This window comes from Citrobacter sp. RHBSTW-00859, from assembly GCF_013729795.1.
Taxonomy (GTDB): domain Bacteria; phylum Pseudomonadota; class Gammaproteobacteria; order Enterobacterales; family Enterobacteriaceae; genus Citrobacter; species Citrobacter braakii.
On the sequence record NZ_CP056284.1, the window covers coordinates 5,059,738 to 5,083,488 of the forward strand.

Sequence of the window (23,751 nt, forward strand, 5' to 3'; positions counted from 1 at the left end):
TTCTGAAATGAGTTTTCCCGATGGATGCTAAACAAACGCGGCAGGGCGTGTTACTCGCTCTTGCTGCTTATTTTATTTGGGGTATCGCTCCTGCCTACTTCAAGCTGATTTACTATGTCCCGGCGGATGAGATCCTGACGCATCGCGTCATCTGGTCATTTTTCTTTATGGTGGTACTGATGAGCATCAGCCGCCAGTGGTCGGGCATCAAAACGCTGCTACAAACGCCAAAGAAGATCTTCCTGCTGGCGCTCTCTGCAGTGCTCATCGGTGGAAACTGGCTGCTGTTCATTTGGGCGGTCAATAATCATCATATGCTGGAAGCCAGCCTGGGCTATTTTATTAACCCACTGGTGAATATTGTGCTGGGAATGCTTTTCCTCGGCGAGCGCTTTCGTCGCATGCAGTGGCTGGCGGTACTGTTAGCCGCCTGCGGCGTACTGGTACAGCTGTGGACCTTCGGATCGCTGCCAATCATCGCGTTGGGCCTGGCGTTCAGCTTTGCTTTCTATGGTCTGGTACGCAAGAAGATTGCCGTCGAAGCACAAACCGGCATGCTGATCGAAACCCTGTGGCTTTTACCCGTTGCGGCCATCTATCTGTTTGGCATTGCGGACAGCCCAACCAGCCATATGGGGCAAAACCCCATGTCGCTCAATCTGCTGCTGATTGCTGCAGGTGTCGTGACCACCATTCCGCTGCTGTGCTTTACCGGCGCGGCGACCCGCCTGCGTCTGTCCACGCTGGGTTTCTTCCAGTATATCGGACCCACGCTAATGTTCCTGCTGGCCGTCACTTTCTACGGTGAAGTTCCGGGAGCGGATAAAATGGTCACGTTTGCGTTTATCTGGGTGGCGCTGGCAGTTTTCGTGATGGATGCGATTTATACGCAACGACGGGTACGTCGGAGCTGAAGAAGTGCCGGATAAGGCGTAACCGCCATCCGGCACAGCCATTACAACCAGTTCTTGCGCTTAAAGTACAGATACGGCGCCAGACCCGCGAGCATCATAAAGACAATCGCCCCTGGGTAACCGAAGCTCCAGTGCAGTTCCGGCATGAACTCAAAGTTCATCCCGTAGCTGGAAGCCACCAGCGTCGGCGGCAGGAACACCACAGAGACCACCGAGAAGATCTTGATGATGCGGTTCTGCTCGATATTGATAAAGCCCATCGCCGCCTGCATCAGGAAGTTAACCTTCTGGAACAGTGATTCGTTGTGCGGCAGCAGGGATTCGATATCGCGCAGAATCTCACGCGCCTGTTCCAGCTGACTCCCCGGCAAACGCGCTTTACGCACCAGGAAGTTCAGTGCGCGCTGGGTATCCATCAGACACAGGCGGACCTTCCAGCCAATATCTTCCAGTTCCGCCAGCGTCGAAAGCGCTTCGTCATATTCATCACCCTGACGCCCTTCCATGATCACACGGCTGAGTTTTTCCAGGTCGCTGTAGATGTTTTCGATCTCATCCGCCAACTGTTCAATTTTAGTTTCGAACAGGTCGAGCAGCAGCTCGTAGGCGTTGCCATCCACCATCGCCTGATTACGCGCACGCATGCGGTACAGGCGAAATGCCGGCAGCTCGCGCTCGCGCAGAGTAAACAGGCGACCTTCGCGAATGGTAAATGCGACGGTTGAGTTACCCGCGTGATCGTCGGCATCTTCATAGAAGAAGAAGGAGTGAATGTGCAGACCGTCTTCGTCTTCAAAAAAACGCGCAGATGCTTCGATGTCTTCCAGTTCAGGGCGCGTAGCCAGATTCTGGCCCAAGTCCTTTTGCACACGGTTTCGTTCTACGTCATCCGGCTCGACTAAATCGACCCAAACCGAACTGGCCAGGTGCTCGATCTCGTCTGCCTCAAGGCGAGTTAAACGATTGTTTTCCAGTTGAAATGCGCTCAGCATGACCGGGACTCCCAATGCAAAAAATTATCGGACAGTTCGGAGGGCACACAGAAACAAATTGGGTTTCAGACCATTAAACAGCCTGACTCAGCGCGACGGGAAAAAACAGAAGGTCGCTGACAACCGCGAAGGCTATCAGCAAAAAGGGATAGCCTTAGGAGTTGATCCTGGATGACAGGATAATGAGCCAGTATCTACTGGGTGTGTCCAAGGCGAATGTCCTCTTAGCGTAATCGTGCGCGCATGTTACGCCAGCAAAATTTTGACGTCAACACGCAACAGATGGCGAAAAAGTAATAATTTCCCCTTATACAAAAAGGTTAGCAGAGGGGAATTATTTATCTATGATTTCAGAATATTAACCGACAGATGGCGGCTTCGCCTTGTCCGGCCTGGAAATCAAAATGTTACCCGGTCTGTAGGCCGGATAAGACGCGCCAGCGTCGCCATCCGGCAAAGCCAAACCGATCAAACCGTTTCCAGTCTGGCGTAGGCCGCCACCAGCCATTTGATCCCTTGCCCCTGGAACGCGACCTGCAAACGACTGTGCTCACCACTTCCTTCCAGATTAACGATGGTGCCCTCACCAAACTTAGCGTGGCGCACGCGCTGGCCGAGCTTGTAGCCGGTATCATTTTCCGCCATTGGCGTGCCCATCCGCTGATGGCTCACCGGGCGGCTAACCGTGGCACGCAGGCGAACCTCTTCAACGCACGCTTCCGGCAGTTCGCCGATAAAACGCGACGGGCGGTGGTAAACCTCCTTGCCGTACAGACGACGCGTTTCGGCGTAGGTCAGCGTCAGCTTTTGCATCGCGCGGGTCACGCCTACGTAAGCCAGGCGGCGCTCTTCTTCGAGGCGCCCACCTTCGTCCAGCGACATCTGGCTGGGGAACATACCTTCTTCCATACCCACGATAAATACCTGGGGGAACTCCAGACCTTTCGCCGAGTGCAGCGTCATCAGTTGTACCGCATCCTGCCAGGTATCCGCCTGCCCTTCGCCTGCTTCCAGCGCGGCGTGAGACAGGAACGCCTGTAGCGGCATTAAGTCTTCGTCTTCTTCGTTGTAGCTGAACTGGCGCGTTGCCGTCACCAGTTCGTCTAAGTTTTCGATACGCGTCTGACCCTTCTCGCCTTTTTCCTGCTCGTACATCATGCGCAGGCCGGAGTCTTTAATCACCCGGTCAGTCTGCACGTGCAGCGGCATATCGGCGGTCTCCTGCGCCAGCGCATCGATCAGCTCCATAAAACGCTGTAAGGCGCTGGCGGCGCGACCCGCGAGGGCCTTTTCCTGCAACAGCTCACGACAGGCCTGCCACAACGTAAGCTGGCGGTCACGGGAGGTCTGACGCACCACATCTAATGTACGATCGCCAATCCCGCGGGTTGGCGTATTCACCACACGTTCGAATGCAGCGTCGTCATTGCGGTTAGCGATCAGGCGCAGGTAGGAGAGCGCATCTTTGATTTCCTGGCGTTCGAAGAAGCGCATCCCACCATAGATACGGTACGGCATGCTGGCTTGTAACAACGCCTCTTCCAGCACGCGCGACTGGGCGTTGCTGCGATACAGAATGGCGCACTGTTCCAGCGCACCGCCATTGTCCTGCCAGGTTTTGATACGATTGACCACAAAACGCGCTTCATCGAGTTCGTTGAACGCGCAGTACAGTGAAATTGGTTCGCCGTCGACGCCATCGGTCCACAGCTTTTTACCCAAACGCCCGTTGTTGTTTTCAATCAGGGCGTTGGCCGCACTGAGGATGTTGTTGGTCGAGCGGTAGTTCTGCTCCAGGCGAATGGTTTCTGCGCCCGGGAAATCCGTGAGGAAGCGCTGGATGTTTTCCACCTGCGCCCCGCGCCAGCCGTAGATCGACTGGTCATCATCGCCAACGATCATCACTTTGCCGGTATCGCCCGCCAGCAGGCGGATCCAGGCGTACTGAATGTTGTTGGTATCCTGGAATTCGTCCACCAGGATATTGGTAAAGCGTTCGCGGTAGTGCTGCAGGATATGCGGCTTGTTGAGCCACAGTTCATGGGCGCGCAGCAACAGCTCGGCAAAATCCACCAGCCCCGCGCGGTCACACGCTTCCTGATAGGCCTGATACACCTTCTGCCAGGTTTGCTCAACCGGGTTGCCATAGCTCTGCAGATGGTGCGGGCGCAGCCCTTCGTCTTTCTGGCTATTGATAAACCACATCGCCTGACGCGGCGGCCACTGCTTCTCATCAAGATTCATCGCCTTGATCAAACGCTTGAGTAAACGCAATTGGTCTTCGCTGTCGAGGATCTGGAAATCCTGCGGCAGGTTCGCATCCATATGGTGCGCGCGCAGCAGACGGTGCGCCAGACCGTGGAATGTACCCACCCACATACCGCCCTGGCTGGTTCCCATGATCTGGCCAATACGGTGGCGCATTTCCGCCGCCGCTTTGTTGGTAAAGGTCACCGCCATAATGGAGTATGGCGAGTTGTTCTCTACCGTCAGTAACCAGGCGATACGATGCACCAGCACGCGAGTTTTACCACTCCCCGCGCCGGCCAAAACCAACATGTTGCTGCGTGGCGCGGCCACCGCTTCACGCTGTTTATCATTAAGGCTGTCGAGCAGGTAAGAAACGTCCATTGGCACCGCCGCGTAAAAGTAGGTAAGGCGGATAAGCGTAGCGCCATCCGCCAAAAAGCTGGGTATATATACAGAGTTCTGCTGGTGATTATATCAGCGAGGTCAGAGATGCCAACGGTGAAATTTCGATATGCGGCAGCAAACGGCTGTCTGCGGTTTGCATCAGGTCGGCATTTTCCGGTTTGATCCAGCAGGCCTGCATACCGCAACGGATGGCCCCCGCCACGTCTGTCGTCAGGTCATCGCCCACATGCAGAATCTCAGCCACGGGCATTTTCAGTTTATCCGCCGCCAGCGCGTACATGTCGCTGAACGGTTTTGATCGCCCGTCGGGACCGGCGCGCAGCACAAACTCAAAGTAATCGCCCAGGCCGAACAGTTCTGGCTGCGCATTACCGTTGGTGATCGCCACCAGCGGCCATTTGTGGGCCAGCGCCTTCAGCGTGTCATGCGTCGCCTGCGGGACGTCAATGCGGCTACGCCATTTGGCGAAATTCATCATCGCCGCATTCGCCCCCATTCTGGCTTCTGCTTCTGATAATCCCGCCTCCAGCATAGCGCGCTCTACGGCGCGGTGACGCCATTGGGTAACGTCGTGGTAGATTTCCGGCTCAGCGTCGCGAACGGCCTGACGTAAGCGCTGTCGGTCGCTATTTTGCAGCGAATTCAACGCCGGATGGTAATTCTGTACAAACGCGAGCGCTTCCTGCTCGGTGCGTGTGATAACGGGACGGTTATCGTAAAGGGTGTCATCAAGGTCAAAGGTGAGCGCAGAAATGCGCCCCAAAGGCCGGTAAAAACGCATTATTTCCCCCGTTTGGCGCGCGGATGCGCCGCATCGTACACTGAAGCCAGGTGTTGAAAATCAAGATGGGTATAGATTTGGGTAGTGGAGAGATTAGCATGCCCCAATAACTCCTGTACCCCGCGCAGATCGCCGCTCGACTCCAGCATATGCGTCGCAAAAGAGTGGCGCAATTTGTGGGGATGTACGTGGCTGTTCAGCCCCTGTTTGATCCCCCATTCCGCAAAGCGTTTTTGTACATTACGCGCAGAAATGCGTTTGCCCAGTTTTGACAGGAATAACGCATCGTCATCGCTGCCAAATAGCCCCCGCAGGTCCAGCCAGTGCTCAATCCACGCCACTGCATTGCGGCCAATTGGCAGGCGACGTTCTTTACTGCCCTTCCCCATCACCCATACTTCGCCGGTGTCGAGATCGAGATGTTTAATATCCAGCCCAACCAGTTCAGACAAACGCAGCCCTGCGCCGTACATCACTTCTAACATTGCCCGGTCGCGCACGGCGAGGGGATCGTTGAGGTCGATATCCAGCAGACGATTAACGTCGTCGACATCGATATTTTTAGGTAGATGACGCGGTGCTTTCGGCGCGGAAACACTTTTTGCGGGATTGGCTTTCAGCTCGCCCTGATTAACCAGCCAGTCAAAGAAACTGCGCAATGCGGAGAGACGCAGCGCCAGGCTCGCTGGCCCCAGCCCTTTACGACGGCTGCGCACGGCAAAACTGCGTACCATCGAAGCGTCACATTGTTGCCAGCTTTGCAGACCGGTCTCTCCGGCTAACGCAATGATGGCATCAAGCTGACGCTGATAATTCAGCAATGTGATCGGGCTAAGCTGGCGCTCAACGCCCAGATAGCGTAAAAAGCGCGCCACATCCTGAGAAAGGGGTGAATCGGTCATACGCGTTCAATCCAGCGCTCCAGCAGCTCCGGCAACATCAGCGAGATTTCCTGCAGTAATTGCGTACCTTGCCCCTGCTGGTAATGATTAACGTCGCGACTGCTGAACAGCATCACGCCCAGGGATCCATCTTGCCCCAACATCGACATCGCCACCGAGCCTACCGCTTTCGCCTCGGGCATCATGACCAGAAGTTCCGGGCCATTGAGCGGTCCAAGATAGTGCAGTGACTGGCCCAGACGCTGAATACGCAGCGGTTCAAAAGCCTGACGGCTTAATGCCAGATGAGTGAATTTTGATGGCGCACCAAGTCGCCAGCGATCCGGGAACAGACGAACCGTCGCCCCAGCCAGCCCTAACTCACGCGCCCAGCGATGAAATCGCATCAGCATGTCGTCAAGACTGCTGGCCGATACCAGCCGTGCTTGCAGATTTAACAGTCGATAGAACAGGCTTTCATTGGCGTTGGCTTGTTCCATCAACAACGCCATATTCTCTTCCAGCACGTTGATATGATTACGTGCCCGCGCCATATGCCATTCCACTAAAGAGACCGTACCCCGCACCGGGTGCGGAACACGCATCGCTTCAACTGCCTGGGCATTACGGATAAAAAACTCAGGATTACGTTGCAGGTAATCGACGACCGCCCGGTCGTCCAGCTCCATGAGCGTTTCCTGTAGTTCTTCCCCTGGTTGCTTCATAAGTGAATAAATCCGTCGTAGACATGTGCCGCCGGGCCAGTCATATACAGCGGATGACCCGGACCTTTCCAGGCGATATCAAGTCGACCGCCCGGTAATTCCACCCTCACTTCTTCTGCCAGCAGGCCCTGCTGGATACCAACCGCAACAGCGGCGCACGCACCGCTGCCGCAGGCCTGCGTTTCACCCGCGCCGCGCTCATAGACGCGCAGCCGGATGTGCTCGCGCTTTACCACCTGCATAAATCCGATATTGGCGCGTTCAGGAAAGCGTTCGTGACTTTCCAGAACCGGCCCCAACGTTTCTACCGTGGCCGTATCAACATCATCAACCTGAATTACGCAGTGCGGGTTCCCCATTGAAACCACGCCGCACAATACTGTCTGTTCAGCCACGCGCATAATATAGGTCTTCTCTGCTTTGTTGGCGCGAAACGGAACCTGCGCGGGTTCAAAATTGGGTTCACCCATATTCACCCGTACCAGCTCGTCGTCGGTTACGGTTAATACCATACGACCATTAGCGGTACTGACGCGAATATCACGCTTATTGGTCAGCCCTTTCAGGCGAACAAAGCGGGCAAAACAGCGGGCGCCATTGCCACACTGTGACACTTCACTACCGTCGGCATTAAAAATACGGTAGTGGAAATCCAGCTCCGGATCATACGGAGGTTCAACCACCAGCAGTTGATCAAATCCAACGCCGAGATGCCTGTCGGACAAGCGGCGGATCAGCTCTGGTGAGAAAAAGACATTCTGCGTTACCGCGTCGACGACCATAAAATCGTTGCCAAGGCCATGCATTTTAGAGAATTGCATCATTCACTCCGTTCACGCGGGTACAGAAATATACATCTATTCCTGCCGTCAGTAATTCACCTGAGAAGGCCCGTCACTAATCCCACGATCGTTTTTCTCTGGCGTGGTGGATTGTGATTGCGGCTGAACGCTCTTGGTCGGAGGCGGCGCGGTTTTATCTGCTGGCGGGAAATAGAGCGGGCCTTTTAGCCCACAGCCCGTCAGGCTGAACAGAGTAAAAATGACAGCGAGTGGCTTTAACACGTTTTTCATTATCGATTGCCTGTAAAGTTCATGCTTTCTGTTTTCTATCATCGCAGGAGAAGGCGTAAAAGCAAGAGTTAGCCTGTAATCTGCAACGCGTTTTGTTTCAGGTTATACTGCCGTCATCACGAAAAACAGGATAAGAAAATGAACGACAGTGAATTTCATCGCCTTGCTGACACCCTGTGGATGACCATTGAAGAGCGTCTGGATGACTGGGACGGCGACAGCGATATCGATTGTGAGATCAACGGCGGCGTGCTGACCATCAGCTTCGAAAACGGCAGCAAAATTATTATTAACCGTCAGGAGCCGCTGCATCAGGTGTGGCTGGCAACCAAACAGGGCGGCTACCACTTTGACCTGAAAGGCGACGAGTGGATCTGCGATCGTAGCGGCGAAACGTTCTGGGATCTGCTAGAACAGGCGGCAACACAGCAGGCGGGTGAAGAGGTGAGCTTCCGTTAAGTTTTATTGCCGGATACGCTTCGCTTATCCGGCATCATGCTCACGAGAAATACTGCTGCAACAGCGGAGTGTCGTTTTCCTGACTGACGGGCGGCACGGCGCTAATCGGCTGTGTACGGAACGGGATCACCTGCGCGCGCCCGTCGGTTTTCACAATCTGATAGAACTGCGGCAGGTTAAAGTTGATGAAGCTGGAGCCGTAGGTAAAGCGATCGTGCGACGACGAGTAGAAACGGCTGACATCGCGTACCAACTCCTCTTTGCTACCTTCGCAGTGGTGATACACCTCAGCCCGATTACTCTCATCCAGAATGTAGATATTAAAGCCCTGCTCATCACCCGTTTCTTCGAAAAAGAACTGAATGATCCCTTCGCTGGCAAAACCGTCAACCACTGACGGGAGTTTCACATGATTGGTCTCAACCTGAACGGAAAGCCCGTGCAGTTTGTTATGTGAAATCGCGCCATAAAATTCAATCGCGTTTTCCAGCTTCTGTACCGAGACGTTCAGGCGCTCGAAGAACAGACCCCACGTCTGACCAGAAACGCGCAGCGCTTTGAAGCGTCCGGTTTCCTGACGGGTGCTGGAGAGGCGCAACTCGATGCACTCAGACACCAGTTGCTGCACGCGGGTGCGAATTAAACCGCGCAGATGCTGGCTATAGCAGAAAACCTCGACGCTATCCGGCGGCGCGGCATCCTGGTGCATTTTGCCCAGAATCGTTTTTAACGCTTCAATCATCGCCTGCTCACCGTTGAAGTGCAGCGTACGCACTTCATTCCACGAGTTGCGGTACAGCAGGTCGACGCTACCCACCAGGCAATTTTGTTCTTCACCAAAGCTGAAGACGTCCAGCTTACGGAAATCAAAATGTACCACCTGATTGCGAAATGCTGCCGTCGGGTCATATTCAAGGTTAACGATAATCGCCAGGTGGCGAATCTCGCACGGGCTATAGAGCGCCTTCGGCGTTGGCGCTGGCAGTCGCAGCGGGAAGTGATGCGACACGTCGGCGACCATTTCTTGCAGCTTCGGCAAATCAACAATGCCGTTGCCCTTAATAAATAAATGCGTACGCGAGGTCAGCAGGCCGTTGAACCAGGCCCACGCCACCAGTTTATTGAGGTAGCGGTTATATTCCAGCGGCTGATGGCTGATGATCGAGTCCATGTTAGGCGCGCGGTTATAGAGATACCAACCCGAACGGTTGGCACGGCCCGGCGGCACATGGATAAAGGTCAGATTCGGTTCCGAGAGATCCGGAGATATCTGCGGGTTCACCAGCGTTACTTTACCTGGTAATGCTTCAAACGCGGCATACAGCTTACGTGTCAGCACGCCGATATCCTGCGGGCTGGCGCTCACGCTGAGGTTATTTCGGCGGGCAAAACGGATCAGGTTACGATAGCTCTGCATCATCGCATCGAGCAGTTCGTTATGCGCTTCGCGTACCTGGTCAATCTTCCAGTTAGCGCGGTTATCCAGCATGGTCAGACGGGCGTCATCCCAGCCCCACTCTTTCACTAACTGACTTAATACTTCACGACGCCAGCCCACGCAGGCGCGCTCGCGGCTCAGTTTCTCACACACTTTTAAGTAGAAACATCGACGCACTAAATCCAGACGAGTCGGGTCTTCGATCGCCGTGAGGTACTCGGTAACGCGCTCCAGCATCATGCAGTAAGGGTCGAGACCAAAAGAGACGATCTCGCCATCGTGCAGGCGCTGTTTAATATCTTTCGCCAACAGGCGTGGATTGGGGTATTCCCAGGAATAAGCTTCCAGCAGCAGCGTTTTCAATACCGCTTTGTACGGGGAGTCGATACTCTTGTACAGCTGCCAGAGGCTGGCGCCAAAGTACTCTTCGGCGGAGAGCGAACTGAGTCCGCCGAGATCCAGCCATTCGTTTGGCGTTAACACCCCCTGTGCGTAAAGCGTCATGACGTAATCGTCGTAATGCTCTTCTTCGTCGCCCGGCACCATATTCCACAGAATACGTTTACCCGCGAGACGCACAGCGGTGCGATAGAATTCATCAAGCAACAGGATATGCTGCGTCGAGCCACAGTCTTCACCACCCAAACTGCCGCTTTCATTGTGGCGGAAACGGTTTTCATCAATCAGGAAGAAGCTGACTTCCACGCCCAGCGAGGCGGCCCAGCTTTCCAGCAGGCTACATTTACGCTGCAGCAGTTGGCGCTCTTCGCTATCCAGCCAGGATTGATGGCAGACCCAAATATCAAGGTCAGAGGAACAGCTTTGCCCTACCGAAGAGGTGCTGCCCATTGAGTAAACGCCGGTGATAGGCAGTTCGCCCTTGGGAGGATCCTGCGGTGACATACCGCGGTACAGTTCCAGTTCGTTCAGGTAGTGGCGTTGGGTTTCATCAGGCGTGTAAAGGCATATGCCTTTGGGAACGTTACCATCAAGGTAACCCGGCATCAGCGGATGGTGGTAGTGCAATAATGTCGGCAGCAGACTGTATACCTGCTGGAAGGCAGGTCCCATGGCAGCAAGCGCGCGATCCACACGCAGTTGATTTATGGCATCCAGTCTCTGTTTCAGAGTCTCAATATAGAGGTACAAGACGTATCGCCTGATGTTGCTATCCGTCATGTTGTCGATTGCTGCGGCACAAGCGCTCACAATAATCGTCATCAATTCGGATAAACCGTATGTCAAAAATAACCGTTACCTGTTTTTTCGCCCATATTTTTTTATGCTGTACAGCCGAAAAAATGGTCTAAAACGTGATCAATTTAACACCTTGCTCATTGACCGTAAAGAAAGATGCGCTACATACAAGTGTAGCACCGTTCGTTACGTGTAAATTCCTTCATACGGTCGGGAGGTTTCTCGTCATTATTCACTGCCAGTGATGATGCAGCGCCTTTTCCTCTCACTCACGTTTGAGCGTAACGCTGACATCCCTTTGATAAGGATGTTAGGATGGTCAATGATTGATAATGACGGTAACAAGCATGTTAGACAATGTTTTGAGAATTGCCACACGCCAAAGCCCCCTTGCGCTCTGGCAGGCACATTATGTCAAAGACGCCTTAATGGCAAACCACCCCGGTCTGATCGTGGAACTGGTTCCGATGGTAACCCGTGGCGATGTGATCCTTGATACCCCGCTGGCGAAAGTCGGGGGGAAAGGGTTGTTTGTTAAAGAGCTGGAAGTCGCGCTGCTGGAAAAACGCGCCGATATCGCCGTGCATTCCATGAAGGATGTGCCGGTTGAATTCCCTGACGGTCTTGGACTGGTCACCATTTGCGAGCGAGAGGATCCGCGTGATGCTTTCGTCTCAAATAAGTACAACACGCTGGATGAACTCCCGGCAGGCAGTATCGTCGGGACATCCAGTTTGCGTCGCCAGTGCCAGTTGGCAAAGCGTCGCCCGGATCTCGTCATCCGTTCGCTGCGCGGCAACGTAGGTACGCGTCTGAGCAAACTGGATAACGGCGATTATGACGCCATTATTCTGGCGGTCGCCGGATTAAAACGTTTAGGTCTTGAGTCGCGAGTCCGCACCGCTCTGCCGCCGGAAGTCTCTCTACCCGCTGTCGGGCAAGGCGCAGTTGGCATAGAATGTCGACTGGATGATATGCGCACTCAGGCGCTGTTAGCGCCGCTCAACCATGAAGAGACGGCACTACGCGTCAAAGCCGAACGCGCCATGAATACTCGCCTGGAAGGGGGATGTCAGGTCCCTATCGGCAGTTATGCAGAACTCATTAACGGTGAGATTTGGCTGCGGGCGCTGGTCGGCGCGCCTGACGGTTCGCAGATGGTATGCGGAGAACGTCGCGGCGCCGCGCAGGAAGCTGAACAGATGGGCATCTCTCTGGCTGAAGAGCTGCTGGAGAACGGTGCGCGCACCATTCTGGCTGAAGTTTACAACGGAGAAGCCCCCGCATGAGTATTCTGGTCACCCGCCCGTCTCCCGCAGGGGAAGAGTTAGTGAGCCGTCTGCGCACACTGGGGCAGGTGGCCTGGAGCTTTCCGCTCATCGAGTTTTCGCCCGGTCGGGAACTGGCAACGCTTGCTTCCCGACTGTCGGCGCTGACGGAAAACGATCTGGTCTTCGCCCTCTCGCAGCACGCCGTCACCTTTGCAGATGCCGAGCTTCAGCAACAAGGGAAAAGCTGGCCCTCCCTTCCGCGTTATTTTGCCATTGGTCGCACAACGGCGCTGGCGCTGCATACCGTTAGCGGTTTCAATATTCACTACCCTCTGGATCGGGAAATTAGCGAAGTCTTGCTACAATTACCTGAATTACAAAATATTGCGGGAAAACGCGCGCTGATATTACGCGGCAATGGTGGCCGTGAGCTGATAGGTGAAACCCTGACAGCACGCGGAGCTGATGTCGATTTTTGTGAATGTTATCAACGCAGTGCAAAATATTACGATGGTGCAGAAGAAGCGATGCGCTGGCAATCTCGTGGTGTGACCACGGTGGTTGTCACCAGCGGAGAGATGCTACAACAGCTCTGGTCGCTCATTCCGCAGTGGTATCGTGAGCACTGGTTACTACGCTGTCGGCTGCTGGTCGTCAGTGAGCGTCTGGCGCACCTCGCCCGGGAACTGGGCTGGCAAGATATTAAGGTCGCTGATAACGCCGACAACGATGCGCTACTACGCGCATTACAATAACTCTCATAATGGGATGCCATAATGACGGAACAAGAAAAATCCTCCGCCGTGGTTGAAGAGACCAGGGAGGCCGTGGAAACCACGTCACAGCCAGTCAATACTGAAAAAAAGAGTAAGAACAGCACGGCGCTGATTCTGAGCGCAGTGGCGATTGCTATTGCGCTGGCTGCAGGCGTTGGGCTGTACGGTTGGGGGAAACAGCAGGCAACAACGCAGACAGCAACCAGCGATGCGCTGGCGAACCAGCTTACGGCGTTGCAAAAAGCGCAAGAAAGCCAAAAAGCTGAGCTGGAAGGCATTATTAAGCAGCAGGCAACGCAGCTGGATGAAGCCGCTCGCCAGCAGGCCGCGCTGGTCAAACAGCTTGACGAAGTCCAGCAAAAAGTCGCCACTATCTCCGGCAGCGATGCCGGGACATGGCTGCTGGCGCAGGCTGATTTTCTGGTGAAACTGGCCGGTCGCAAATTATGGAGCGATCAGGACGTTACTACCGCCGCGGCGCTGCTGAAAAGCGCTGACGCCAGCCTGGCGGATATGAATGACCCAAGCCTGATTACCGCCCGTCGCGCGATTACCGACGATATCGCGAGCCTCTCTGCGGTGACTCAGGTCGACTATGACGGCATTATCCTGAAAGTGAATCAGCTCTCTAACCAGATTGATAACCTGCGTCTGGCCGACAACGATACCGACGATTCGCCGATGGATTCCGACAGCAGCGAGCTTTCCAGCTCGATCAGCGAATGGCGCGTCAATCTGCAAAAAAGCTGGCAGAACTTTATGGACAGCTTTATCACCGTTCGCCGTCGTGATGAAACCGCCGTCCCGCTGCTGGCACCGAACCAGGACGTTTACTTACGTGAAAATATCCGTTCTCGCCTGTTAGTGGCCGCCCAGGCCGTGCCGCGTCATCAGGAGGAAACATATCGCCAGGCGCTGGAAAACGTCTCCACCTGGGTGCGCGCCTACTACGACACCGACGATGCAGCCACCAAAGCTTTCCTTGAAGAGGTAGACCAACTGAGCCAACAAAGCATCAGCATGGACGTACCGGAAACGCTGCAGAGCCAGGCGCTTCTCGACAAGCTCATGCAGACCCGCGTACGTAATTTACTGGCACAGCCTGCCACAGCGCCGGTTGCAGCAGCTCCTGCGCCTTCAGCTGAAACTCCGGCAACTGCGCCGCAAGGAGAATAATGATGCTAAAAGTATTATTGCTCTTTGTGCTGTTGATCGCCGGGATCGTTGTCGGTCCAATGATTGCCGGTCATCAGGGCTACGTGCTGATCCAGACGGATAATTACAATATCGAAACCAGCGTGACGGGTCTGGTGATCATTCTGATCGTCGCAATGGTCGTCCTGTTTGCGATTGAATGGCTGCTGCGCCGAATTTTCCGCACTGGCGCGCATACCCGCGGATGGTTTGTCGGTCGGAAGCGTCGTCGCGCCCGTAAGCAGACCGAGCAGGCGCTGCTCAAGCTGGCAGAAGGCGATTATCAGCAGGTTGAAAAGCTGATGTCGAAAAACGCCGATCATGCAGAACAGCCGGTAGTGAATTACCTGCTGGCGGCAGAAGCTGCTCAACAGCGCGGTGACGAAGCTCGTGCCAACCAACACCTTGAGCGTGCTGCCGAACTGGCCGGAAATGATACGATCCCGGTAGAAATCACTCGCGTTCGCCTGCAGCTGGCACGTAATGAAAATCACGCCGCACGCCACAGCGTAGATAAACTGCTGGAAGTGACGCCACGTCATCCGGAAGTGCTGCGTCTGGCTGAACAGGCCTACATTCGTACCGGTGCATGGAGTTCGTTACTGGATATCATTCCATCCATGGCAAAAGCGCACGTGGGTGATGACGAGCACCGCGCGTTGCTGGAACAGCAGGCATGGGTTGGTCTGATGGATCAGGTTCGCGCCGATCAGGGCAGCGAGGGGCTACGTGCATGGTGGAAAAACCAGAACCGTAAAACCCGTCACCAGGTTGCCCTGCAGGTGGCAATGGCTGAACATCTGATTGAGTGTGACGATCACGATACGGCACAGCAGGTCATCATTGATGGTCTTAAACGCCAGTATGACGACCGCCTGGTGCTGCCGATCCCGCGTCTGAAAACCAACAACCCGGAACAGATAGAAAAAGTGTTGCGCCAGCAGATTAAAGCCGTCGGCGATCGCCCATTACTGTGGAGCACGCTGGGCCAGTCGCTAATGAAGCACGGCGAATGGCAGGAAGCCACGTTCGCCTTCCGTGCCGCTCTCAAACAGCGTCCAGATGCCTATGACTACGCCTGGCTTGCTGACGCGCTGGACAGACTGCATCAGCCGGAAGAAGCCGCCACCATGCGTCGTGATGGCCTGATGTTGACGCTGCAGAACAACAATCCCCCGCAGTAATTCCTTCTTGCCCGGTGACGCTTCGCTTACCGGGCCTACCGTTATTTCATATACACCAAATCATTCGAGATGCTTCGAGGCGACTTGAAGGATGAGGTGTATATGCATAAAAAAACGCCCGCTCTTTTGGAGCAGGCGTTAAACAGGTCTGTATGACAACATAAATGGGTGCTTCACTCAACGTTATGTCCATGGTGTTTGATGAGGCCAGAGCGACATCTGTCTGTGGACGATAAGCACCGTAAACGGCTCTGCATCATTCCTGAGTTTATGAGGCCAGATGGCGAACATAAGAGATGGAATGAGCATCTACCCGTATATTATTGCACAAGGCATGCCACGATTGCACTGCAAAAACAATGGAACCGGACTTTTTAAGACATCAGGAAATTCGGGGAAATAAAGGCTGAGAAGGGAAAATCAGAAAACAAAAAACCCCGCCGAAGCGGGGTTCAAAATTGGTCGGCGAGAGAGGATTCGAACCTCCGACCCACTGGTCCCAAACCAGTTGCGCTACCAAGCTGCGCTACTCGCCGTTTTACTGCTTTTTGAATTTTTAGTTCAATTCTTTAAGTCGTGGTGCGAGGGGGGGGACTCGAACCCCCACATCCTAAGGACACTAACACCTGAAGCTAGCGCGTCTACCAATTCCGCCACCTTCGCATTTCACAACTTTAAATTAATGGGGTGGCTAATGGGATTCGAACCCACGACAACTGGAATCACAATCCAGGGCTCTACCAACTGAGCTATAGCCACCACTGCAAATCTTTTACGCGGTATTAAAACCACCGCAGCTCCGGCACCTTACTAAATGGTGCGCCCGACAGGATTCGAACCTGAGACCTCTGCCTCCGGAGGGCAGCGCTCTATCCAGCTGAGCTACGGGCGCTTAGCGCCGTTGCGGGGCTGGATATTACGGAGGTCTCGGTCTGCTGTCTAGTGCTTTTTTAAAATAAATTATCGTTTGGTCATGGTTTGTGCGTTTTGTCGCTTATTCCTGCAATTTTTGGGCTGTGCCATGACGATTCAAGCCAAAAACCTTATAAATGAGCGTCACGGCCAGTAAGAAGATAATGCCAACAAACAGCGACATTCGGGTATCTTCATTAAAGTACATGCCGATTAATACGCAAATCAGGAACGCCATCGTCAAATAGTTCGCCCACGGGAACAGAATCGAGCGGAAGGGATGACTGGCGATCGCCGCTTTATGCGCCTGACGGAAACGTATCTGGCTTATCAGGATCACAAACCACGGCACCATCCCCGGCAGCACGCTGGCGCTATAGACATAAACGAACACACGCTGCGGGTTGGGAATGACGTAGTTCAGGCACGAACCAACCAGCAGGATCGCGATAGAAATAGCCACGCCGGCAACCGGCACGCCCTGGCGCGAAACTTTTCCAACGGCAGCAGGTAGCTGGCGATTCTTTGCCAGCGCGTAAAGCATACGCCCACAGCTGTACATCCCACTGTTACAGCCCGACAGCGCCGCCGTCAGGACCACAAAGTTAATAATCCCTGCCGCGGCGGTAATACCAATCTTGGCAAAGGTGAGAACAAACGGGCTACCGTTACTGCCAATCTCATTCCACGGGAAAATAGTGACGATAACAAAAATCGCACCGACGTAGAAAATCAGAATACGCCACAGCACTTTCCCTACTGCACTACGCAGCGTGACCTGCGGATTCTTCGCTTCACCCGCAGTAATGCCGATCAGCTCCACGCCCTGGTAAGAAGCCACGACAATACACAATGCCGTCAGGAAGCCCTTCCAACCACCAGCAAAGAAGCCGCCGTGCTCGGTCAGGTTGCCAAAGCCTATCGCCTGACCGCCATTGCCAAAACCGAAGAAAATCACCCCTAATCCAATGACGATCATCACAATGATGGTGGTCACTTTAATCATGGCAAACCAGAACTCAATTTCACCATACAGGCGAACCGCGGCGAGATTTGCCAGCGCAACCAGTCCGACAGCAATCAGTGCGGGTATCCATTGTGCCATTTCCGGGAACCAGAACTGGACGTACACCCCGATGGCGGTAATCTCTGATATCCCCACCGCCATCCACATAAACCAGTATGACCAGGCGGTGAGATAACCAAAGAAGGGGCTCATGTAACGATGGGCGTAAACAGCAAATGAACCGGCAACCGGCTCGAGGAATAACATCTCCCCCATAGAACGCATAATGAAAAAGACGAACAGCCCGGCGACGATGTATGCCAGCAGAACCGAAGGTCCCGCCCATTTCAGGGTACTAGCGGCCCCCATAAATAGCCCGACGCCAATAGTCCCCCCAAGGGCAATTAATTCGATGTGACGAGCCTCCAGCCCACGCTGTAGCTCAGGTTTGTTCTCGGCCATAAATCCTCTTGTTGTGTTTGCATACTGTCCGGTATTACCGGTTCTCGTTATGGGTACATCTTGTTATGCCATAACAGGCCATACGGCACCGACCGCTTAACGGTTGGCGTCAAAAACACCACGGCACTGCAATGATTGTTGCGAATGGTTTCCTAAAATCGCTTAAATGGCAATTAAAGCATTCAAAAAATAAATAGATTGTGCGAGAAAGCAGCGATTATGTTGTGAATAAGTAGCGTAATTAGCAGATCACGCTACTTATCAAAGGAGGGAGGGCGTCAGAGATTGCCGGTATAGTGCCAGCGGAGATAGCGTAATAAGCGAAGTTGACGAGTGATACGGCTTGGCTGCGACAATAAGCGATACAGCCACTCCAGCCCCAGACTCTGCCAGATTCGCGGCGCACGCTTAACGTGACCGGTAAAGACGTCGTAGGTACCACCGACGCCCATATAAAGCGCTTCAGGGTGAGTCTTCCGGCAGTCACGCATAAAGATCTCTTGTTTCGGCGAGCCCATCGCCACCGTCACAATCTGCGCACCGCTGGCGCGGATACGTTCAAACAACGCCTGACGCTGGTCCGGGGTAAAATAACCGTCCTGACTGCCTACAATGTTCACGCGCCACTGGGCACGCAGTTTGGCTTCCGTTTGCGCCAGAACTTCAGGCTTGCCACCAATCAGGAAGACAGGCGTTCCTTCCTGCCCGGCTCGCGCCATAAGCGCTTCCCAAAGATCAGCCCCTGCCACGCGTGAAACCTGCGCCTGCGGGAATTTTTTGCGCACTGAGCGCACCACGCTAATCCCATCCGCATATTTGAAGTCAGCGGCGTTGATCAGATCCCGCACTTCAGGGTTATCTTCTGCCGTCAGCATCTTCTCAGCGTTGATTGCCACCAGCGTTCCTGACCTGAGATGTCCCTCGGCAAACAGGTAATTTAGCGCATGCTGCATATCGCGCCAGCCAATCAATTGTAGCCCGCGCAGCGAGTAGAGTGGCGCAGTTGTGTTATCTGTCATTACGATCCTTCAATCTGTGTCCGGGGCAGCGATTTGATTCGTTTATGGATGAGTCCCGCACTATCGAATAGCCAAAACAGCAGTTTTGCCACCAGCAGACACACGCCGAAAATCACGAGGAAAAAGACCACTCGCGAGACAAACGAATCCAGCCCTTCACGTGCCAACACGATCATATTGAAAATAGCGCCAAAACAGAAACTGTGCAGAATCGCCGCCTTGTAGCGATTGGTTTCGCGGTTGCCTAACTCATACAGCCAGTCAAACCATTTGATGATAAGTCCAACGACAATCGCGCCTAACGGGATAAACAGCGCCCCGCCCATCACCACCAGTGAGCCAATTAACGTCGGCGAAATCGCCAGACCTGAGTGGTTGTTCAACACTTCCCAGGTAAAGTAGTTCGCTGAGTTGAGGACAATACTCGGCCGCCCTGGCCACAGCCAGGAGGGGATAAAGACGTAGAAGTCACGGACAATCGGTGCCAGCCCCTGAAACTCAATATTGTGGTAATTTTGCAGCAACAGCGCCAGATTCTCCCACGGCGAGAAGGTGTCCCGCGTGAGGTACAGGAAAGTATAAAACGCCTCGTCGCCGCTAACGTTCATCCCATAGCGTTTCAGCGCCAACCAGAACATCCCGACGATACCCAGCACGCCCGCGGCGGCCAGCATCCACAGCGAAATCCAGCCGCGAATGATGCCGATAAACAAGAAGATGGCAAACGCAATGATGATATTGGCGCGCGTCCCGCCAACAATCATATAGGTCAGCAAACCAAACGCGACGGTACTCACCAGGAAGAATAACCACGCTTTGCTGTCCTGACGCAGGAAATAGACCACCAGCATTGCCGGAATGAAGAAGTAGAAGAAACGCTTCAGAGCGACCCCAGAGACTTCACTGGAAAAAATTTGGCTGTAGGATTGCAGTCTGAACAGCAGGAATCCGTTGTGCATAAAGAAGACGCCCACGCTCACCAATGCAATCGCCATCAGGATAACCCAGGTCAAATGCGCTTCAACGCGATTGATGGTAAATAGCGGCCTGCGTGGCTTATCCTCGACTCGCTTACGAAGGCGTGTTTTATACGTCACGTAGTAGACGGCATAGAAACAGGCGGCTGACAGCAAGGCCTGCAGCAGGATCTCCGGCGGAGCAACTGCCACATCAAAACGGAACACCAGTATGCTGGTCAACGGGAACCCGAAGAAGAACGTCAGCAAAAAAAGCAGCGAGAAGAAAACATTGAAGTTAAAACGCACGCGGCGGAATTCAAACCAGGTCAGCGTGGCGATAAACAAGGTGGAGAGCAGCCATACCACCAGCAGACCGCTAAATTGCATCAGGCTCATACGGTTTCTCCTGAAGCAATGCGCAGCGCGTTGTGCCACGGCTGCAGATAATTCGGGCTAAAGAAGGTGATTGTATTTTTATCTACCGATGCCAACTGGCGCTGCGCTTCGCGTACGACGCCTTCATTGAGTTCATCAGTGGTAAATAACACCGGGAGATTCTGTTCCACCATATCCTGCCAGAAGGGATTTTCACGGTTGAGCACACACGGGATACCGGCCTGAATCAGCAAACACAGGGTACCGATCCCCTGCTGACGGGCAAAAATAAAGTAACCCAAATCACACTGACGTAATAATGTCAGATAGGCATCAAATTCCAGCTTTTCACTTAAAATTTGCAGATTCTCAGCGCTAAACAATGCCAGGCCGGCCTGACGAACCTCGTCGATATAAGCCGTATTATTGGCGGGGTACCCCATCGGCACAATCACATTCACCGTGTCGCCGAACTGCTGATGGACGGCGCGTAGCGCGGCAATATGCTCATTGCTGCGATCGCCAGAGTTGCCAACCAGCACCGTCATCTTGCCGCTGCGCTGACACGCATTGCTCATATTATTGAGCGAGGGATCCATCCGCGTTGGGAAATAGAGCAACTCGCCACGCACGCGCGGATGCTGTTCGGCGAAATAGCTCAAATCACCCCGCGTGGCAAATACGCAGCCCACACGATTCTGCGCCATACGGCGAATGGGGTAAAACAGGCGAAATTTCAGTCCACTGGAGACTTCATATAAATCCGCGCCCCAGATATGCCAGTAAAACTGCTCCGGTTTAATTCCCCCGCTCAGCAGCGCTAACCACAGGCTGGTGTTGAACTGACCGTGGAAGAAAAAACGCTGTTGGCGATCCGCTTTTGCTTTCGCGATAACCGCTTCAGCCAGCGCCTTTTTCCCACCATAGAAGCTTAGCGATAACGCCGGGCAGTTCTCACTGAATCCGGCATCCTGACCTGCAACCATAAACGTGCGTGCGTGCTCGCTCGTCGCGGCCAGCGAGTCGTTGAAAAACCGCAGCACGGTTTGGTTATGGTGAGGGATATCCGATCCCAGAACGTGAATCAGTACAGTCATACCCGCCTACGCCAGAGTAAAAACACGCCACAACAAAGAGAGAAATAGACAATGTACGTTGCCATGTAAGCCTGCGCCGCGCCCAGCGCACCATGTGCAGGGATCAGCCAATGGGCAAACGCCGTCAATAACATGAACTGGCTAATTTCTGCCAAGATATAAAACCGCAGCGACGCTTTCGCGATCACCAAATAACCGAAAACATAGGCGCCGACTTTCAGCACATCACCGACCAGTTGCCAGGCGAACAGGTCGCGCATGGCGGTGAATTTAGCGGAGAAAAGCAGCCAGATAGCAAAATCGCGCAGTAGCCAGACGGTAAAGCTTGCGGCAGCAACCGCCGGCAGCACGAATTTCAACGACTTGATCACTTCGCGTGTAATGTCGCGCTTTTCAGTCAAACGCGACAACGTCGGCAGCAAGTAAACGCTGAATGAGGCGGTGATGAATTGCAGATAAGCATCGGAGATACTGCTCACCCCCTGCCAGATCCCCACATCATCCCAGCTGTACTGCGCCGCCAACAGGTTTCGCATCATCACGTATGCCACTGGCAGCGTTACGGAGGTAATCAGCGCCATCAGCGTAAACTTGCTTAACTGCCCTGCCAGACCGTTATCCCACGAGGGTTTCAGGTAATGCAGGGGGATAGTCCCACGCTTAATCAGCATTATAGCGGCAGGGATAACGACCAGCGCAGGTACCAGCGCCAGGCCCAGCAAGGCGCCTTCATACCCTCCCAGGCGATAACAGCCATAATAAGCCGCTACACCCACCAGGCTCCCCACAATCAACGACAGCGCGTTACCCGCCGCATCGCGGAAGCCCTTCATCAGCGCCAGCAGCAGGTTCGCCCAGGCAATGCCCATCTGCACCAGCGCAACCAGTCGAACCAGCCCCTGATAATGAGTATGACCAAATAATCCCTGACTGATAGGTGTGGCCGCCAGCAAAAAAATCACCGCCATCAGCGTAGAGAATCCCAGCACCATCGCGGAAGAGGTACCGACCACCTTACGGAGCCGGGCCGGATCGTCATGATGCTGCGCAACGTATTTCGTGACGCCATTGAAAATGCCGGCCCCCGCCAACACGCCAAGCACAGTGACCATCTGGCGGAAGTTACCCGCCTGCCCCACGCCTGCCGGTCCAAACGACACCGCCAGCAACTTCACAACCAGCAAACCTGCGCCAATTTTTACCAGCGTACTGGCCGCCGTCCATAAGGACGCTTTTGCAAGCGACATATCAGGCAAAGTAGTTGAGTAAGGTCGTAATGACTGTTCGCTGGTTCACCGGCGACAGATTGTAGAACAGCGGTAAACGCAGCAGGCGTTCGCTCTCTTTGGTGGTGTAACGATCAACACCGGCAAACACGCCGAATTTATCGCCAGCCGGGCAATCATGCAGCGGGATATAGTGGAACACCGCCATAATTTCAGCTTCTTTCAGGAAGTTAATCAACGCCGTGCGATCGTCGATATCGCGCAGCTTGATGTAAAACATATGGGCATTCTGTACGCAACCCTCCGGTATCGAAGGCAGCTCAATACGCCCGGCACGCGCCAGCGGTTCCAGGGCATCGTAATACTTTTGCCACAGCGCCAGACGCTGCTGGTTAATACGATCAGCCGCTTCCAACTGCGCCCACAGATAAGCCGCCTGCAGATCGGACATCAAATAGCTGGAACCGATATCACGCCAGGTATACTTGTCTACCTGGCCGCGGAAAAACTGACTACGGTTAGTCCCTTTTTCACGGATGATCTCTGCGCGCTCGACTAATTTTTTATCATTAATCAGCGTCGCTCCACCTTCCCCGCCTGCGGTATAGTTTTTGGTCTCATGGAAGCTAAAGCAGCCGATGTGACCAATCGTACCCAGCGCACGCCCCTTATAGGTCGACATGACGCCCTGGGCGGCATCTTCCACCACATACAGGTTATGTTTAGTGGCCAGCCCCATGATGGTATCCATTTCGCAGGCCACGCCCGCGTAATGTACCGGCACAATAGCGCGGGTTTTATCGGTGATCGCCGCTTCAATCAGCGTTTCGTCAATGTTCATGGTATCCGGGCGAATATCAACAAAGACGATTTTCGCGCCGCGCAACACGAAGGCATTGGCCGTCGAGACAAACGTGTAGCTCGGCATAATGACTTCATCGCCAGGCTGGATGTCCAGCAACAATGCCGCCATCTCAAGCGATGCGGTGCAGGAAGGCGTCAGCAGCACTTTCTCGCTGCCAAAATGCTGCTCCAGCCACTGCTGACAGCGACGGGTAAAGCCACCGTCACCACACAGTTTGCCGCTATTCATCGCAGACTGCATGTAATCGAGTTCAGTTCCCACCACCGGCGGTGCATTAAATGGAATCATCG

At 54.1% G+C, this 23,751-nt stretch carries 21 protein-coding genes and 4 tRNA genes; 6 read left to right on the forward strand and 19 right to left on the reverse strand.

Annotated elements, in window-relative coordinates:
- Positions 1-20: 20 nt before the first annotated feature.
- The gene (rarD, locus tag HV302_RS25450) at positions 21-914 is read left to right on the forward strand and encodes an EamA family transporter RarD (protein ID WP_016155131.1); all 894 of its coding nucleotides are present in this window, start codon (positions 21-23) and stop codon (positions 912-914) included.
- A gap of 41 nt (positions 915-955) precedes the next feature.
- On the opposite strand, the gene corA is transcribed toward rarD, so the two are convergent.
- The 8 genes from corA to lptM all read right to left on the reverse strand — a co-directional run bounded on the left by corA (position 956) and on the right by lptM (position 8,021).
- Positions 956-1,906: a magnesium/cobalt transporter CorA gene (gene corA, locus HV302_RS25455; protein ID WP_181626743.1), complete on the reverse strand. Its 951-nt coding sequence runs from the start codon at positions 1,904-1,906 to the stop codon at positions 956-958.
- Between the two features lie 154 nt (positions 1,907-2,060).
- Entirely contained in the window at positions 2,061-2,117 is a 57-nt protein-coding gene (gene ysgD / locus HV302_RS28090; protein WP_212723238.1) for a YsgD/CorL family protein, read from the reverse strand.
- A gap of 257 nt (positions 2,118-2,374) precedes the next feature.
- The gene (gene uvrD, locus HV302_RS25460) at positions 2,375-4,537 is read right to left on the reverse strand and encodes a DNA helicase II (protein WP_003828957.1); all 2,163 of its coding nucleotides are present in this window, start codon (positions 4,535-4,537) and stop codon (positions 2,375-2,377) included.
- Positions 4,538-4,625: 88 nt separating this feature from the next.
- Positions 4,626-5,342: a 5-amino-6-(5-phospho-D-ribitylamino)uracil phosphatase YigB gene (gene yigB, locus HV302_RS25465; RefSeq protein WP_181626744.1), complete on the reverse strand. Its 717-nt coding sequence runs from the start codon at positions 5,340-5,342 to the stop codon at positions 4,626-4,628.
- A complete protein-coding gene (gene xerC / locus HV302_RS25470) occupies positions 5,342-6,244 on the reverse strand; it encodes a tyrosine recombinase XerC (RefSeq protein WP_046274891.1) in 903 nt (300 codons plus the stop codon). Before xerC ends, yigB begins: the two co-directional genes overlap by 1 nt.
- The gene (locus HV302_RS25475; RefSeq protein ID WP_032932189.1) at positions 6,241-6,948 is read right to left on the reverse strand and encodes a DUF484 domain-containing protein; all 708 of its coding nucleotides are present in this window, start codon (positions 6,946-6,948) and stop codon (positions 6,241-6,243) included. The genes xerC and HV302_RS25475 overlap by 4 nt, the downstream gene beginning before the upstream one ends.
- The gene (dapF, locus tag HV302_RS25480; RefSeq protein ID WP_016155126.1) at positions 6,945-7,769 is read right to left on the reverse strand and encodes a diaminopimelate epimerase; all 825 of its coding nucleotides are present in this window, start codon (positions 7,767-7,769) and stop codon (positions 6,945-6,947) included. Before dapF ends, HV302_RS25475 begins: the two co-directional genes overlap by 4 nt.
- A 48-nt stretch (positions 7,770-7,817) precedes the next feature.
- Positions 7,818-8,021 carry an LPS translocon maturation chaperone LptM gene (lptM, locus tag HV302_RS25485; protein WP_003017937.1) on the reverse strand — a complete coding sequence of 68 codons (204 nt, stop codon included), beginning with the start codon at positions 8,019-8,021 and terminating at the stop codon, positions 7,818-7,820.
- Positions 8,022-8,159: 138 nt separating this feature from the next.
- Here lptM and cyaY point away from each other — a divergent pair, with 138 nt between their 5' ends.
- A complete protein-coding gene (gene cyaY / locus HV302_RS25490) occupies positions 8,160-8,480 on the forward strand; it encodes an iron donor protein CyaY (RefSeq protein WP_003828967.1) in 321 nt (106 codons plus the stop codon).
- A 40-nt stretch (positions 8,481-8,520) separates the two neighbouring features.
- Here the strand turns inward: cyaY and cyaA are convergent, their stop codons facing one another.
- Complete coding sequence (cyaA, locus tag HV302_RS25495) at positions 8,521-11,067, reverse strand: class I adenylate cyclase (protein ID WP_019078435.1); 2,547 nt, start codon at positions 11,065-11,067, stop codon at positions 8,521-8,523.
- 395 nt (positions 11,068-11,462) lie between these two features.
- Between cyaA and hemC the strand changes: the two genes are divergently transcribed.
- Genes hemC through hemY form a run of 4 tightly spaced genes read left to right on the forward strand, consistent with a single transcriptional unit; the run spans position 11,463 to position 15,540 of the window.
- Complete coding sequence (gene hemC, locus HV302_RS25500; RefSeq protein WP_016157846.1) at positions 11,463-12,404, forward strand: hydroxymethylbilane synthase; 942 nt, start codon at positions 11,463-11,465, stop codon at positions 12,402-12,404.
- A complete protein-coding gene (gene hemD, locus HV302_RS25505; protein ID WP_016155122.1) occupies positions 12,401-13,141 on the forward strand; it encodes a uroporphyrinogen-III synthase in 741 nt (246 codons plus the stop codon). The genes hemC and hemD overlap by 4 nt, the downstream gene beginning before the upstream one ends.
- A 21-nt stretch (positions 13,142-13,162) precedes the next feature.
- Positions 13,163-14,338 carry a uroporphyrinogen-III C-methyltransferase gene (gene hemX / locus HV302_RS25510; RefSeq protein WP_019078439.1) on the forward strand — a complete coding sequence of 392 codons (1,176 nt, stop codon included), beginning with the start codon at positions 13,163-13,165 and terminating at the stop codon, positions 14,336-14,338.
- Positions 14,339-14,340: 2 nt separating this feature from the next.
- Positions 14,341-15,540 carry a protoheme IX biogenesis protein HemY gene (hemY, locus tag HV302_RS25515; RefSeq protein WP_181627497.1) on the forward strand — a complete coding sequence of 400 codons (1,200 nt, stop codon included), beginning with the start codon at positions 14,341-14,343 and terminating at the stop codon, positions 15,538-15,540.
- 459 nt (positions 15,541-15,999) lie between these two features.
- Here hemY and HV302_RS25520 read toward each other — a convergent pair.
- The 10 genes from HV302_RS25520 to rffA form a co-directional block, all read right to left on the reverse strand.
- Positions 16,000-16,076: transfer RNA gene (locus tag HV302_RS25520), tRNA-Pro, on the reverse strand.
- 41 nt (positions 16,077-16,117) lie between these two features.
- Positions 16,118-16,203: transfer RNA gene (locus HV302_RS25525), tRNA-Leu, on the reverse strand.
- Between the two features lie 20 nt (positions 16,204-16,223).
- A tRNA-His gene (locus HV302_RS25530) sits at positions 16,224-16,299 on the reverse strand.
- 56 nt (positions 16,300-16,355) lie between these two features.
- A tRNA-Arg gene (locus tag HV302_RS25535) sits at positions 16,356-16,432 on the reverse strand.
- Between the two features lie 102 nt (positions 16,433-16,534).
- A complete protein-coding gene (gene thrP / locus HV302_RS25540) occupies positions 16,535-17,920 on the reverse strand; it encodes a bifunctional threonine/serine APC transporter ThrP (protein WP_181626745.1) in 1,386 nt (461 codons plus the stop codon).
- A gap of 278 nt (positions 17,921-18,198) precedes the next feature.
- Positions 18,199-18,939 carry a lipopolysaccharide N-acetylmannosaminouronosyltransferase gene (gene wecG, locus HV302_RS25545; RefSeq protein ID WP_049270489.1) on the reverse strand — a complete coding sequence of 247 codons (741 nt, stop codon included), beginning with the start codon at positions 18,937-18,939 and terminating at the stop codon, positions 18,199-18,201.
- A complete protein-coding gene (gene wzyE, locus HV302_RS25550; protein ID WP_016155117.1) occupies positions 18,939-20,294 on the reverse strand; it encodes an ECA oligosaccharide polymerase in 1,356 nt (451 codons plus the stop codon). The genes wecG and wzyE overlap by 1 nt, the downstream gene beginning before the upstream one ends.
- A complete protein-coding gene (locus tag HV302_RS25555) occupies positions 20,291-21,370 on the reverse strand; it encodes a TDP-N-acetylfucosamine:lipid II N-acetylfucosaminyltransferase (protein ID WP_181626746.1) in 1,080 nt (359 codons plus the stop codon). Before HV302_RS25555 ends, wzyE begins: the two co-directional genes overlap by 4 nt.
- Entirely contained in the window at positions 21,367-22,617 is a 1,251-nt protein-coding gene (gene wzxE / locus HV302_RS25560; protein ID WP_181626747.1) for a lipid III flippase WzxE, read from the reverse strand. Before wzxE ends, HV302_RS25555 begins: the two co-directional genes overlap by 4 nt.
- 1 nt (position 22,618) lies before the next feature.
- Positions 22,619-23,749 carry a dTDP-4-amino-4,6-dideoxygalactose transaminase gene (rffA, locus tag HV302_RS25565; protein ID WP_016155114.1) on the reverse strand — a complete coding sequence of 377 codons (1,131 nt, stop codon included), beginning with the start codon at positions 23,747-23,749 and terminating at the stop codon, positions 22,619-22,621.
- Positions 23,750-23,751: the final 2 nt, after the last annotated feature.